Source organism: Bacillus gobiensis, from assembly GCF_001278705.1.
In the GTDB taxonomy this organism is placed as follows: domain Bacteria; phylum Bacillota; class Bacilli; order Bacillales; family Bacillaceae; genus Bacillus; species Bacillus gobiensis.
On sequence record NZ_CP012600.1, the window covers coordinates 1,805,346 to 1,820,214 of the forward strand.

Sequence of the window (14,869 nt, forward strand, 5' to 3'; positions counted from 1 at the left end):
AGCTTGTCTTACTCCTATTACTATTGATTAATGTTTTTTACATAGTTAATTACCTAATCAATTTTGAATTTATTTCATTAAGTTATTTTTGGTTAGTTTCATTTATCATCAGTTTGGTTCTATCCACTCTTTATTTATTTCGTTCGAGGAAGCAATCCGGTTATAATCCTTATTTATCAGTTGCAGTTTTAGTTGCTAGTATTAGTTCAATAGGAGCCTATGGTTTTAAATACTTTATTGCAAACCTTATGGGATAACAGGATTCTACGAACGGGCACCTTAATCAAATAAAGATTCAAAAAAGGACCCGTTTGAGGTCCTTTTTTGGTGGATCAACATTATGTTTAACATAGCCTTTAAATATAAAAGTCACCCTGTGGCAGTTTATTTCCCGATTTTATCTTTTTCTTCTTCATTGTCATCTTTCAATTGACTGAATCGATCCGAAAGGAATTTAGGGACTTTGATGTCCAATCGACCAAGGTTTTCAATCAAAGAAATGCCTTCTGTTCCTATTAAAAACATCAAAATAGCATATCTAACGAACTTTCCTTCATTGCCTAAAATAATGTCTAACTGCGTGGCCACGATGACCAAGGAAAACATTGCTCCTTTTTTCATCAATCCTTTGAAAGCTGATTTTGAAGAAACCTTTTTGTCGTAGAATGCTGCAGTCACACCTGTTACATAGTCCAATGTCAAAATGATCACAAAAGCAATTAGCAAATTATCAATGCCCCCAAGCAAATAGGCGATGGAAGAAACTCCACCGCCCGTAATAGCAACCCATAATGTATCTGTGTTATGTTTCATTTTCTCTCACCTTTCGTTTGTTTAGTTGTGCCCCTTTTTTGATCCGCCTCCTTAAAGGCAAAATAAAAAAGCACTTATTCAGCGCTTTTTGCTTCATCCTTATTCAATTCTTCGATTTCCTTTTTCAGTGTTTCGATTTCCTGCTTTAATTGCTTGTTTTCAACCTCTTTATTGGTTGCTATCGCTCTATAGGTTGCACGATCTCCGCTGAGATTCATGATTTGAAGCTTTAAATCATCAATCATCAAATCAACTGTACTTTTTTGCGACATTTTTATCCTCCTTATGGTTTCATCATGATTACATCTACAAACACATACTCACTTGAGCTGAAATTTCTTTTTCCGGCAACTACAATATCAAATGATGTATCGCTGACATTTTCTGTGTAAACTAAATTTATGTCGTTGACCGATACGCTGCCAGTTTGCCAACGGATGACCGGAATAACTCTTGGCGTGTATCCTAAATTATGATTAATTTTTCTTCTCATACGGTTAATTGCTGGATTCAAGCCATATATGGTGTATTGCGCAGGTCTGGCTGTATTTGCTGTATGAACAGGAGATCCATTAGATTCAATACTACCGTTTACATCAAGGTATCCGTTAACCCATAAAGGAGATTGAATATGAACATATCCTAGTTCTGTTCCGTCACCGTTTCTACCTTCAATGGATAAAACTCCTTCGGATGAAGTTAATGCTATGTTCCCATTGATATAGTAACTCTCCCCACCTTGTGTAGCCCATCCAGAAGGGAATAAAATAGAACTACCTGACAACGGATGATATTCTTCGGGTTCTAATATCAAATCAGATGAAGTTATTTTTCCATTGAACGTTCCTGTAGCACCTTCTAAGTTACCTTTAAAAGTAACATTACCATTAACATCAACAATAAAATTATTATTAACATTTAGACCATTAAGAGACTTAATGTGTTTTGCTTCCACATAGCCATTGAGAGCAATTTTCTCCGCTTGAATTTGGACTTGTTCAGCCGTTTGATTGATTGACGAAATAACGTTGTTTTTCTCGACTCTTTGTTGGATTTGATCTGCATGAATCGTAATGCTTGATTCAGCGCTACTCATCCGACTGGTTAAATCATCCATGTCTACATCATAATCAGATTGCTTTACTCGTAGACTCACTTCATTATCCAATTCTGTGATATTGGATTCTGCTATGGATAAACGATTGTCTATTCCATTTACAGAATTAACGCTTGGCGTGAATTGTTCCCATGCTGATCCTGTCCAACGGAAGAATGTGAAATCGGTTGTTCGTATCCACAATTGACCAACAACAAACCCGCCGCCGGAAGGTTCTTGATCTTGCCTAAATATCGATAACTCCCTTTGGGAAATGGCTTCTTCTACCTGTTCAACCTGTCCATTCGTATAGTCAATTGCATTATTTTCTGCATCGATCGCTCGTTGGTCATCTGTATATTTTGCTGCCTTCACCCAATCTGCAGCAGCGTAAGACTCACCTTCTTGTTTAGCCGTCTGACAACTCAAAATGTCCCCATTGGTGCCTTGTGTCCATATGTCACCTGGCTCATAAGGTGGTGATGGCTGATTGACAAATACTCGCCTTTTGGAGTCGGCCGTATCTTGTGCTTTCGACGCATCCGAAAGAGCCTTCGTTACATCCGTATCTGTAATTCGTATCCATTGATAAACGCTGTTATTTAATGCGAAACGATAGGTATATCCTGACGACGTATTGTAGAAAAGGTCGCCTAAATGGTTATTCTTTTCCTCATCCGTTGACCACAGATTGGCAGGTTCATTTGACATGGATGGGTCATAATCATAAAACCATGTCGTGATACTGCCATCGATTTGGTTTTGAATGGCTGACATGTCCTGATTATAGATGACGGTTTGCACATAATTTTCTAACTGAGAGTTGGTATATTGATTCGCTTCATCTCTTGCATTGTTAGCCTTATCTTGTGCGCCTCCTGGCGTTTCCGCGTTAATATCCTTGGCTTCGAGTGGAGAAAAAGGGATCCAGCCGCTGCCGTCCCAGCTGTGTGGAACATCAATAGGGCCACCTGTTTTAATCCAGATGATCGTTGGTTTTCCGGCCGGAGGATTTGGGCTTTTAACAACCCTCGTTGCATAGAGAGATTGAAGGTCCTTCCACAGCCGCATGACATCCTCTTTTTCGTACTCGATGACTTCGCCAAGGGCATACGTTTTTTTCGATTTATCAAAAATAGATCGGTCGATTTGGATGACTCTCGAATCCAGGTACATTTCAGGCTCAAAAGATTCATCTTTAATTTTTACCGTATCTCCGATTCTTGTTAATTCATGTTCGTAGCCCAAAATATGTTCAAGTGAAGCCCCTTCCACCTCATAATTCACAGCTGCCGCAATCCGTTTGTTTAACTCCGTTTCTCCCAGTTGGGTTAGCCGTTCAAGCGTCATATCTTGATCGTTTGACTCGGGCTCATATATCTCAATGAGATGCTGCCCTTTTCGATTCCAATTCTGGAAAGCTTCGTTGTTTGTAACCGTGACGGTTAGCCGCGTTCCATCTTCTTTTTCGGGACCGATACAGTAGAGAGCTGTAACCACCCGGCTGGGATCAATGGTACGTTTAATCTCGATTAAATCTTTGCCAAATGTTATTTCTTTCCCGCGATTCATTCCTTGTTTTTTCAAAAAATCAACATAACGGCCAGTCACTTTATCACCGTCCGTTGTCACTCGGAAGACCAATTCGACATCAAATAACGATGCAATAACTCTTAATGCCTCGTATGCACTCAAATGCTTTTCAATCATCCATTTCCGGATGCCGGAATATTCGACGATTCCTACTTGCCATTCAAGTCCTTCGAGTACAAAATCTGCTGCACTTTCTAACGTTTGTCCGTCCCGTTCTGCAGGAGCAATGACTTTCGATTTTTGCAAATCTGTGTAGGAAGCAATCGAATAGATTTCTGTTTGCTTGCTTACACGACTTTCATAAATCTTATCAACGATAAATTCCCTGTAGTCACCTTCTTCTGCTGGTATCAGAATCCGAGAACGTCCCTGAACCTTGTCTATTCCGTCAGCATCACTAGGAGCGATGAAATCGAATGTTTCTTCATTGAGAGAACGTGAATGATTATCTTCCAAGACTAGATCGACCCATCCGACAAGGTCATCCGTTTGATGATGTAATACATGTATCATTTAAAACGATCCCTCCACCTGACTTTCACATGATCAATTGCCTCAGTCGGATTGAAAATCAATGTATTCATCCCTTTTGCCAATTCAAAAAAGCGAGCGCCAAAGTCTTTTCTCATGAACAACTCCCCATTTTTATAGATTCGTGAGGCTTTGTGGTCAAATGTAAAAGTGTCTCCGGCTCCCCCGATGTATTCGACACCATTTTCTTGTTGATTGACGGTAGATACTTCTGCCCCCCGAAATCGAGCGATACCGGGAGTATTTGTATTATTGGCTCCGATGTGTAATCCAACAGCAGCTAAATCTTCTTGAAATTCATTATTTAAATCATTAAATGAGAAAGCGTATTTTTCACTTGTATAGATCTTTCCATCTTCCCCTATTCTTTGCTGTGCTACATGTGCGACAAAGCTTTGTCCCACTTTTTCTATGTCGATATATCCTAAGAAACTTCGGAACTTCCATTTTTGATTGACGAAATAGGTTGATTTGCCACCGCTTCTAATATTGACCTCGACTTCGACTTCTGAGGAAGCATGCCTCACTAGTGCCACAAGCTTTCCAATCGGTTGCCCGGATGTATTGAGCAGATAAGCTTCGCATCTTGTGAGTTGCCCATGATTTGAACTCACATTGAAATAAACACGAAAATAATAATCGGATAGCACCGACCCGATGGATTGCATGACAGCCGGACCATGCCATGCAATCCCCGTTCCATAATCAGTTGCGACGAAATCACCATTTTGGACGGTCATTGTTCCTGTCTTTATGCCGCCATCTGGAACATATGAGGCAGATGCCCACCCGGTCATGGTTGGAGTAGATTCCCACACTTTTTGATATTTATCATACGGTGTATCTTCTGTTGATTCGGACGTACCTACACGCATGTAATCATTCTCACCAGCGATATCCAAATAGGTTACTTTGTCTTTAAGAGTAACTTCAAATGTTGGTGGTGTCGCTGCAGCTCCGGAATTTTTAAGTACGATTCCACTTTGTAATGTCTCCTGATTATAGTAGCCAACCGCTTCTGTTGCTCTGTACTTGTAGGGATCAGGGCAAACAAAATTCAGTTCTGCTTGATAAGTACCTTTATTTTCATATCCTTCAGATACATTTTGAAAAATTGCATAATAGATCCGATCTGGCTCGTCTGAAAAAATAAGAGGAGCTGGCTCCTCTGTGTGTAAAATTACGTTCAGTTCTTCTAGTTTTTTTCGTAGTTCAAATTCATCTGCAAAACTAAAAAAACAATCAATATTGATCGGACGTACAGGAGTGTTTGTTTTCCTTAGATATCCCCCAGCTCGTCCAGGAACAGAAAGCATATCAATTTCACGGCCAAATATACCTCTTCCACTGTCTGTTTTCACATAAAAATATTGTGTGATCTCAATATCGTTAAACCATACTTTAAACGTATTAGGTAACATTTCTTGTGTGATCATCTAAATGTTACCCTCCTTTGTTCGTCAACATTTTGAAATTCTGTTACGTGATTCTTAACGCCTCGGCCTACTTCTCTTCCATCCATTTCAACAATGATCGGTTGGTCAGGAAGTTCAAATTTTTCTACCTCTGCATTGATATCATTACTGATTTTTCCTAAATCACCGCTGTTTAGTTGTGAATTAATTGATGTATCATAGGCAAATTGAGTGCGTTGAGGTTCGATCATAACGGCCTGTGCCATTTTATTCGCGGTTTTAGTAACAGGATTCATCATGTAGTTGAGACCCTTTATTGCTCCTTTTCCGACCATTTTCATAGCCCAAATTGTGAATTTTGAAGGAGAATGGATGTCTAGAGCTCCTGTTATAGCGTTTTTAATTCCTCCAGCGATACCCTGTGCTTTTTGCCAAACAGAATTGGCCATGCTTCCTATACCTTTAATTAAGCCGTTGATAATGTCCTTACCAATCTGCACAAGGTCGATACCAGTAAGGAAATCCACGGCTGTGTTCCAAATTTTTCGGATGGTACTAAGCGTTTTTTCCATCGCTCCCTGTACCGCACTTTTTGCTTTGTTAAATTTATCTTTTATCCAGCTGTAGACCTTTCCAGCGGACTGTGATGTCCATTTTGTGACCATCCGCCAACAAGACTGTATGGCAAGCCAGATACCCGTCCAGATTTGCACTGTCCATTTTTTCACTGTTTCCCAGTTGGCAATGATTAAAATAACGAGTGCAACCACTGTTGCAATGACCCATCCAATCGGTCCCATTGCGATAAACCACGCCGCTGCAACTCTTGCAGCGTGTAACAAGGCTTGTACACCTACCCAAGCCCATCTCGCAACAAATACAGCTGCTGTTTTGATCATGTTTGCGGTCATTTTGCCCATGGATACTATGACACTCCAAGTAGCCGCTGCCGCCTTAACCGCAAAATTCTTGATCGAGGTACCCATTAACGTAAATGCTGTTCTTGTGGTCATTCCTGCAGGTAAAAAAGCGCCAATAATCATTGAACTGATCTTTACAACAGTTCCTCCTAATCCAGTAAATAAGGAGGTTGCCGCAATAATCGAAGGTGCCAGTGCAGTTAAGACACCGCCTAATGTAATAAGCACGGCAATAATATTCCCGATAAGTGGGTGCGCCTCCATCATACTGTTCATCCAGCTTAAAAACGGCGTAAGGACACCAAGAATAGCTTGGCCAACAGGAGCTAAACCAATTGATAGATTCAAAATGAGTCTTGTGATCTCGCCAATTAGGGCGATAACAGTTGGGGCATTATCTTTTACATAGCCAATAAACTCCTGAAATTGTTGATTCGAGGATAGGGTTTCACCCCATTCTCGGAATCTAGCAGTTAGGTTTTGAATACCGGTCATCATGTCAGCTGATAAAGGAGCAAATGCCGTGAACATGCCAATAAAACCCATGCTGAGGTCACCTACAATTGATAAAAGCTTAGGACCGTTCGTTGTTACATAGTTAATAAAGTCCTGAAACCCTTTTGATTTCCCAATCCCGGATGTCCATTCAGCAAACCTCTCCGTCATGCCGAGCAAACCGTTTTGCATGTTGGTTGATAATGGACCAAACGCGACCATAAGGTTCATAAACCCACGCATAACGTTCATTCCGGCTTTTCCTAGCGACTCCATGGCAGGACCTACTGATTTTCCCATCCAGTCAAAGAAATTACGTATATCGTCTGTGTTGAGTGTCTGATTCAATGAATCTACCAAGTTATCGACTGCGCTTGTGGCAGCTGTGAATGTAGGTTTAAGATAATTTAGGATAGTTGATAGAGCGTCAAGGGATTTGGCGAAAATATCGACGGTTTTTGCTTCAAGTGGCTTTGTGATCCCCTGCCAGACACTTTTAAGATTCTGCATAGACTTATAAGCTCTTACTTGCTCTTTATTCATGTTCGCCATAATGGCCGCTTGTTCTTGTAAGAGTTTCGCACGCTTTTTCGCGTCATTCTCTAAAGAAAGCTTTTCTTGAATTTTTTGAATGTCCTCTGAGGCCTTGAATACATCTTGTAAATTTGTAACAGCTACGGCTCCAAAGGCTGCTGCGCCGACACCTGCTAACCCGAAAGATGTTCCTAACCCTGCTGCACCGCCGGCGACAACACCGAGCATCGGTCCAAGTGAACCAATAGCGCCTGCTAATGATGCCACGGCAGGAACGGCTGCCGAACTTATGGATATTGCTATGCCTTGGAAGGTATTTCGTCCGATCGTGTCAAAGGTTCGTATCATATTGGCTAGTCGATCCATACGCCGAGTAAACTTCTCTGTCCTGGCTTCTACGTTTACAACAACATTCGTCGCAGTTCGCCTCATTGTCCGATGAACTTCAGCCATTCTACGCCTAAATTCACTGATTCTAGCACCTACAAACGCCTGAAGTCTTTCGTTCATTTGATCAACCTCCTTTCTAAGAGGATGAGAGTTTCTTGCTATATTCTTTTAAGGCAGCTTTAGCCTTTCTGTATTTCTCAAGTGATACAACCGGCTCCCTTGCTTCTTTCCAGTTTTTCATGTCTTTTTCAATTCGGTTATGAGCACGATCCACATCAAACATTTTTCTTTCTGAGGCCTGTTTCGCATTTTGTGCATAGCGATTGAACATGGCAGCTTTTGCAAGCATTTCAATCTCATCAGCTTGTCGATGCCTGGAGCCACGCAAAAAAGCCCAGAACTCATTAGGTGTCCAGGACAGGATTAATTCTGTATCATAAACCTGTAAATACCGTGCTGCATCTGCAAAAATATCGTTGTAATTTATTCGAGTAGCTCTTTTCTTCTTTCTGTGTACATTTCCTTGGCTGCTTTCGCTTGCTTGATCTCTTTCTCGTCGTTTTCGTCCGCCATTTTCTCGATCATATCGATGTTCTTCCAGTACTCTTTCAACTGGAGTTTGAAAAAACCCGAACTATCCAACGCCTTGAAAGCTTCTTTGAATAGCCGTTCATCCGCTCCATCCTCATGTTCCATGATCTCTTCTAAAGCTTCTGTTATGAGATCAACGCTTGGTTGCTCTTTTTTGCTGTAATGAGCCGTTGCACAATCCCAGAAGGCTAGCAGGCCGCTAGGTTTATAGCTCATAAGCTTTTGATAGATGCTTTCTAAGCCTGTTAATTCATTTTCACCGCCATACTTTTTATCAGCGATCATTTCAAATTTAAATGTTGCTTTCGCCTCATATTGATTATCTCCAATTGTTAAAAATGCCATTATGGTTTCCTCCTGATATTTTGAATTAGAAAAAAGACTAGCAAGCGCTAGCCTTTTAAGGTGTGGTTGGTTTTCCTGTCTCGTCCGGTGTTTCAAAGTCGTATTGAGCCATTTCGAGTACTTCTGAAGGAAGAGGATCAATTTCCCCTTTTTGTGATACATTTTGAATTTGTAAGGTAGTAGACATCTCTACAAAACCATCTGTCGGTTCGCTCATTTCAATACTTTCAATTACCGCATAACTGAATCTAGCCTCATGTTTTCCGTTTGCATTAAGCTTTGTATTAACACGCCATACCTTGATATCTTGATCATTGTCATAAGAATCATCGATGGCATTTTGTCCAGCATCTCCATTTTCGAAGAATAATGTTAAATCAATGTTTTCACTCTTACTACCGGGTGCAACGGCTCGTCCTGACTTCGTTTGCTCATCGATCAATTCTTTTTCTCGGTTCCATGTGCCTTCTGTCTGAAAAGCTGGCAATAAAGCATCAGAACCAACCGTTGCATTGATGGGCTGAACAAGATAAATAATATCTTTCCCTCTTTGTGGCATTGTCTTCACTCCTTAATTATTGATATAAAAGCGCAATTCCAAAATCCCGTGTTTCGTCTTCCCATCAATGTCGATAATCACGTTCATTTGCTCACGCCTGAAATCTTGCAATTTAAAACCGCCCCCAATTTGAAGAGGCGGTCCGCTAAGTGATTCAAGTATTAAATTAAGTATTTCGAAAGCTTCCTTTTTCCCCTGATAAGCACTCCAACAATGGATTGACAGGACGATATTTTCTCCGAATGATGACTTTGTATCAAAGACTCTCATCGTTGGTTCGCCTATTGATAAATAGGGAAATGGAGTATTTTCCGGGACAGCGTCATAAATACGGTTGCCAACCTTAGACGACAAGGCAGCATCATTCGAAAGTCGCTGAAATAAAGCTTTCTGAAGCTCAAATAAGGCTGTTCTCATATCTCTTACCCCAACCTTCTCATTTCTCGTTCAAAGTGATCTCTTCCTTGTTCAAGAGCTGGTCTCCAGAAAGGTTGAGCAGGCATGCCTCGAGTAAAAGTCCACTGTTGTGTTTTCTCGTTAAAATACACCCATGGATCAGTACGTCCGCCTCCTGGACCAGTAGCATATACGCCTGTACCAAACTCTACCCACAAACTATAATCTGCCCCAGATATTATCTCTGCTGTCAGTCCGCTATTATAGTACTTTACTTCAATTGAACTTCTAAGGTTTCCGCCATCTATTTCAGCAACTGGTGCCAAAGCCTTGGCTTGTGAGACAATAATCTCAGAAGTCTCCGCGACAATCCGTTTCACCTCACGTATGACGTACCTCTCAAACCGACTAATAGCCCGTTCAAAGCCCCTGTCACCATAACCGGTGATCCCGATTCTAACCATTCGCATCACCAAAGGTGCATTCGATCATCATTACCTCGTGTTCACCGCCTTGATCCATGGGACGCGTCTTGATGGCTAGTGTCTCACCTTCGTCTTCGTAAATAACGCGCATTTCCGGCTTAATATCTGTTCGATACGGATAATAAACCTCATACTCGATAGGATTTCTTGTCTGAGACGACTGACCGAATTCTCGGCTTGAGATAGGCGTAACAAGTGCCTCACTAGTGTCATAGGTGTCCCAACCAGTTTCCCAACCTCCTGCGCCGTCTAAGACATTTGTTTGATGTACGAATGTGATAGTATGTGGAAATTGTTCATAAGCCTCAATCATACGAATCTCAGCCTTTTATATGGCCTCAGAAGCTTTATCACGCTCTCAGGTAACTCGGTATTGTATGAATAAGACACGTTACCCGTTGTCCGGCTTCTGATCGTGCTTGAGCCCATATTAAACTCACATGCTTTAGCAATAAACAAAATAATTCCTGCAGGCATATTGTACTCTAGTGAAAATTCTTGATTACATTTATCACTAACGAATTCTGTTAGCAATGGAATCATAGTTTTTAAATATTCATCATGCTTATCCGTTTTCGGTTGTAGAATCTCCTTAACCTTTGCTAGCATCTCCTGTTCCGTCAATTGGATCACCTACTGTAGCTTTAAAATAAAGTTTGATTTAAAAAATAAAAAAAATTCATTTTGATTTGAAAAACAATTGATCAAAATGAATTCTTTCTTGGTCATTTATTATTGTGCTTCTTTAAAAAGTACTCCGTTTGTCAAAACTAAAGATATGATAGTTGTAAGCCTACTCCAACTTCTTGTATGGCTGCAACTGTTGAAAGAGCTAATTTAGAGTTTAAATCTGTACAATGGCAAGCATGAAGTTTAGTAGGTTTAAGTTCATTTATATATTGGACTGTTTTTTCTAATTGCTTTTTTGTTGGGTTTAAAAGGTGAAATCCTCCAATAATATCAACTACTCTTTCTTCCTGACATACTTCTTTAGCATAATCAATAATGTTACATATCCCAGAATGTGCACACCCTACGATAATAACTAGCCCTTCTGAAGATTTATAAACTATTGCTGTATCATCCTTAATGTAGTCATTAATTTCCCCTTGATCTGTAACAACTTTTCCTATAAAATCATTTCCTTCAAAATCAAATATTCTTTTAATTTCACCTAGAAATACTAATCGATCAGTCAGCCATAATGGATCCTTAGTTAAACGAATTGGAAAGTGTTTACTTAACTTTTCATGGGATATGATACTTCCTATCTCTCCTACAGGATCAACTAGTTTTGTATTAAAAATCAACGGATGCCCAATAACTGTAGGAGTGTTGTACATCATTTTCTCATTTTTAGCTTCCATGTGGAGTCTAATTAAATGAGTTAATCCCCATGTATGATCTACATGTCCGTGTGATAATGCGACATAATCGAGGTCTCTTAAATCAATGTTCATTTTTTCTGCATTCTTTATAAAAACTTCAGAATATCCGGTATCAAAAAGAATACGCTTGTCATCTTCTTCAATAAAAAAAGATAATGCTGGTTCCCCTAAAAAATATCGATCAATAAAAGTATTATTATCTACTAAAACGGATAATTTCATATAACACCCACCTTATTTTATTTATTATAACAAAGTAAAGCGAGATGAGTTTTATATAGTTAACCGTTATTCAAGATGATTTTATTCATTCGACGACACCAGCATCTCTAAATGCATCTTCCTTACTTTTCTCTAGTGACAGGGAATCCCCTTTCTTAAAGCGTTCCCCATTCAAATTGACATTCTTTAATAAAGTAACTTTCACCTTTCTTGTTCTAGATTCTTTATTTTCTTCTGCCATAATCATAACCTCCTAGATTAATTGACTTGAGCAATAAAGATGTTATCGATAGATTCAAAGGATGGTAGGACAATCTCAGAGACGATCGTATTCACGTTTACTGGATGTGGTTCTTTGACAGATGTAATGGCTACACCAGTATTAACAATGCGGACATTAGCATCTGTGTTGCCTGCCATAAGATCAGATTCCTCTGGAGTTGTACCAAAGTACGTGTTTCCTAAAGCACCATCAGGAATTAATGTAAAGAAATCATCTGGGAAGAAACCTTTCGTCGTTTTATCCTCTGTGATAAATTTCTTGTTATAAATAGCGAATGTCACATCAACTTTCGAACTGAAATATTGCTTTAACATGGCATCTGTCATGATGATGTTTTGTCCACCTGTTGGATTCATGTCTAAGCGAATACTTTTATTTTGCATGAGATAGCCCCACGTTTTTCGAGTAAGAATAGCTCGTGTTGGACGTGTTCCTGTGTCTTCTTCTACTTTATCCTGCCAAGCGATAATATCTTCAACAGGACGAGAATTTTCGGTATCAGACCATCTGGCACCGTCTAGCAACTGTTCTTTGTGTTCATCGGACATTTTGTAGTCATATGTGTAATTTACACGATTAGCAACAATATCAATTTTACCCGATGATAAAAGTTGCATAATCATACGTTCAGGTTGAACAGCTGCTCCGTTCACAAGGCCTGAGACATCATCATATATACGATTTACAATCGTTTTCGCCATGTCATTCATGTTTGATGCAGCGAGTGTATTCAATTGTTGACGATCACGTTCACCGATTCGCATAGATTCACGGAAAAACGGCATTTCTGTTTGGACATCTGTAAATCCAATCCGATCACGAAGAGTCGCTTTGGAATCAAATTCAGATGGCATCAAAGCAACTGGTAAACCGTTTGCCCCTTTTATCCAGCTTAAATCTAAGCCAAGTTGTTTCTTTGCCGGGAATAGTGTTGCTCCAAGGTATGGGATGCGGTTTGATGCCTTCTCACTGTAGTAAGAGGCAATATAATCAGCGCTAACAAGATCGAAAATGTTCATATTCTATCAATCCTTTCTTATTTCAAAAATGTAATTTGTTTTAGTGCTGCTTTTTCTTCGGCTGTTGGTTCGGCTGGAATTTTAGTAGAATCGATAAAGCCGTGAATCAATGCTGCTCCAGGTGCAGGACCATGAGTCACATCGACATCATTAAAAAGAACACCTTCTGCATTAGAAACAGCTGGTGTTCCGCTGGTTGTTGCTTTAACAGCTTGTGTTGATGGATTAGCTGAAAAACCTCCACCAATGATTGTTCCGGCAGGGACAATTTTCTTTCCGTCTGCATTAGCTTCAATCCCTGCATCACTCATGGTCACCGCCACGTTAACGTAATGATCAGGAAATTTAAGAATCTCAGTTTTGTTGGTAAACGTTCTTTCAACGAATTTCATCTATTAATTCCTCCTTATTCAAAATAAGATTTTTGAGCATCTTCAAGCCCTTTGTTGTTTTCTGCAAAATCCTTAGCTAGTTGTTTCCCGTAATCGGCACCTTCACCCGAACCACTTTGACCTGGTAATTGGCGACCTGAATCCTTGAATTTTTTATCAACGGCAGCTTGTACACCTTTGCTATACACCTCTTCAAACTTTGCAAGGTTAGCCGTTGTCGTTTCCTCATCATCACCAATAAAAAAGTCAATAATGCCGTCTGGAAGGTTCTTTTCTTTTGCAACCTTCAAGGCTTTATTGACTAATGATTCACGGTTACGTGCTTTTTCAGCGTCTTCAATTTGTTTACGGAGTTTTTCAATTTCTTTTTGTTCTTGTGATTTCTCTGGATTACGCTTTTTTACTTCTTCCTCGATCAACGATTCCAGGTTGTTTTGCTTCCACGTTTCAAGCCCCTTCGTAAAATAGCTATCTAAACGTGGTTGAATGAGTCGTTTTCCATCGGCAGTATCCAAGAAACCTTTCACCTTATCAGCTGATACGGCAGAAAGTTCTCCAAGATACGCTTTGACATCGTCTTGATCTTTATTTTCAGCAAGAAACTTCTTAACATCTTCTAATTTCATTTATTTTCCTCCTTTGCCCTCTACAGTTCTCGCCTGTTATGAGTGCATAAAAAATAAGCCTTTTTACGCCATGCTTAGGGCAAGTTAAAAAATGAATCAACTTATCTTTTTTCAAACCCATTTAGGTGATAAATACAACCCTTTTTATGTTAGTGGTTGAATACTTGATATTGAGATATACCTATCAGGAATAGTTATTCCCCTATTTCTTCTTAATACTTGAACAACTGGGGCTAAATGTCCTCCTATGTAGTCCTTTATTGGAATGTAAGAGTTGACGTAGGCTTGGGTAGCTTCATAACCATTTTGGCAATGATACCCCAACCCTAAAGGTTGTTTTCCTGTTATTCTCCAGTATTTACACTCTATTACATGTGCGTAATCTGCTATATAAATACCTGGATAATCAAAGGGAACTTCAATTCGCAAAAGTACATTACCAATATAATTCTGAACTGACTCAATACCAAGATTGCCAAAATAAATGTTTTGTTTTAGCCACTTAGGAAAAGGCTCAAGGAACCCTTCTACAAGATAACAGTGCTCAAATTCTTGGGGTGGTTTTGGGCAAGCAACTGGTCTATAAGAGTAAAGACCATTACTAAAAATACTTTCTAGCTTATCTTCTTTAGTAAAATGATAAAAAACAATATTACTATTGGGTAAAGTCTCTACTAACTGTGTGTCCGTTTGGAACCCTTTTTCTCCTAACGTCATGCCCTTATTCGTTAAGAATTCATCAGCTAAACGTTCCTTTTGACCCAATTCAATCACCC

Annotated in this window: 18 protein-coding genes; all 18 read right to left on the reverse strand. The window is 39.7% G+C overall.

Annotated elements, in window-relative coordinates; all coding sequences use genetic code 11:
• Positions 1–384: 384 nt before the first annotated feature.
• The 18 genes from AM592_RS08965 to AM592_RS09045 all read right to left on the reverse strand — a co-directional run bounded on the left by AM592_RS08965 (position 385) and on the right by AM592_RS09045 (position 14,858).
• A complete protein-coding gene (locus tag AM592_RS08965; RefSeq protein ID WP_053603486.1) occupies positions 385–813 on the reverse strand; it encodes a phage holin family protein in 429 nt (142 codons plus the stop codon).
• A gap of 74 nt (positions 814–887) precedes the next feature.
• Positions 888–1,085, reverse strand: a complete 198-nt coding sequence (locus tag AM592_RS08970) for a hypothetical protein (protein WP_053603487.1) — start codon at positions 1,083–1,085, stop codon at positions 888–890.
• Between the two features lie 11 nt (positions 1,086–1,096).
• Positions 1,097–4,015 carry a phage tail spike protein gene (locus AM592_RS08975; RefSeq protein WP_053603488.1) on the reverse strand — a complete coding sequence of 973 codons (2,919 nt, stop codon included), beginning with the start codon at positions 4,013–4,015 and terminating at the stop codon, positions 1,097–1,099.
• The gene (locus AM592_RS08980) at positions 4,012–5,469 is read right to left on the reverse strand and encodes a distal tail protein Dit (protein WP_053603489.1); all 1,458 of its coding nucleotides are present in this window, start codon (positions 5,467–5,469) and stop codon (positions 4,012–4,014) included. The genes AM592_RS08975 and AM592_RS08980 overlap by 4 nt, the downstream gene beginning before the upstream one ends.
• On the reverse strand, positions 5,466–7,907 hold the full coding sequence (locus AM592_RS08985; RefSeq protein ID WP_053603490.1) for a phage tail protein: 2,442 nt from the start codon (positions 7,905–7,907) through the stop codon (positions 5,466–5,468). The genes AM592_RS08980 and AM592_RS08985 overlap by 4 nt, the downstream gene beginning before the upstream one ends.
• A gap of 16 nt (positions 7,908–7,923) precedes the next feature.
• A complete protein-coding gene (locus AM592_RS08990) occupies positions 7,924–8,136 on the reverse strand; it encodes a hypothetical protein (protein WP_148564324.1) in 213 nt (70 codons plus the stop codon).
• A 134-nt stretch (positions 8,137–8,270) separates the two neighbouring features.
• Entirely contained in the window at positions 8,271–8,723 is a 453-nt protein-coding gene (locus tag AM592_RS08995) for a tail assembly chaperone (protein WP_053603492.1), read from the reverse strand.
• A gap of 55 nt (positions 8,724–8,778) precedes the next feature.
• Entirely contained in the window at positions 8,779–9,282 is a 504-nt protein-coding gene (locus tag AM592_RS09000) for a phage major tail protein, TP901-1 family (protein WP_053603493.1), read from the reverse strand.
• Between the two features lie 12 nt (positions 9,283–9,294).
• Positions 9,295–9,699, reverse strand: a complete 405-nt coding sequence (locus AM592_RS09005; protein WP_053603494.1) for a DUF3168 domain-containing protein — start codon at positions 9,697–9,699, stop codon at positions 9,295–9,297.
• A gap of 5 nt (positions 9,700–9,704) precedes the next feature.
• Positions 9,705–10,142 carry an HK97-gp10 family putative phage morphogenesis protein gene (locus AM592_RS09010; RefSeq protein ID WP_053603495.1) on the reverse strand — a complete coding sequence of 146 codons (438 nt, stop codon included), beginning with the start codon at positions 10,140–10,142 and terminating at the stop codon, positions 9,705–9,707.
• Positions 10,135–10,476, reverse strand: coding sequence for a phage head closure protein (locus AM592_RS09015; RefSeq protein WP_053603496.1), 342 nt, complete (start codon positions 10,474–10,476; stop codon positions 10,135–10,137). The genes AM592_RS09010 and AM592_RS09015 overlap by 8 nt, the downstream gene beginning before the upstream one ends.
• Positions 10,473–10,787, reverse strand: coding sequence for a phage head-tail connector protein (locus tag AM592_RS09020; RefSeq protein WP_225970346.1), 315 nt, complete (start codon positions 10,785–10,787; stop codon positions 10,473–10,475). Before AM592_RS09020 ends, AM592_RS09015 begins: the two co-directional genes overlap by 4 nt.
• A gap of 146 nt (positions 10,788–10,933) precedes the next feature.
• Positions 10,934–11,773: an MBL fold metallo-hydrolase gene (locus AM592_RS09025; protein WP_053603497.1), complete on the reverse strand. Its 840-nt coding sequence runs from the start codon at positions 11,771–11,773 to the stop codon at positions 10,934–10,936.
• Between the two features lie 85 nt (positions 11,774–11,858).
• A complete protein-coding gene (locus tag AM592_RS24125; protein WP_158320298.1) occupies positions 11,859–12,014 on the reverse strand; it encodes a DUF7210 family protein in 156 nt (51 codons plus the stop codon).
• Positions 12,015–12,031: 17 nt separating this feature from the next.
• A complete protein-coding gene (locus AM592_RS09030; RefSeq protein WP_053603498.1) occupies positions 12,032–13,075 on the reverse strand; it encodes a major capsid protein in 1,044 nt (347 codons plus the stop codon).
• A gap of 17 nt (positions 13,076–13,092) precedes the next feature.
• The gene (locus tag AM592_RS09035) at positions 13,093–13,467 is read right to left on the reverse strand and encodes a hypothetical protein (protein WP_053603499.1); all 375 of its coding nucleotides are present in this window, start codon (positions 13,465–13,467) and stop codon (positions 13,093–13,095) included.
• Between the two features lie 14 nt (positions 13,468–13,481).
• The gene (locus AM592_RS09040; RefSeq protein WP_053603500.1) at positions 13,482–14,093 is read right to left on the reverse strand and encodes a DUF4355 domain-containing protein; all 612 of its coding nucleotides are present in this window, start codon (positions 14,091–14,093) and stop codon (positions 13,482–13,484) included.
• Between the two features lie 144 nt (positions 14,094–14,237).
• Positions 14,238–14,858 (reverse strand): hypothetical protein, encoded by a 621-nt coding sequence (locus AM592_RS09045; RefSeq protein ID WP_225970347.1) that lies wholly within the window; start codon positions 14,856–14,858, stop codon positions 14,238–14,240.
• Between the last annotated feature and the right edge of the window lie 11 nt (positions 14,859–14,869).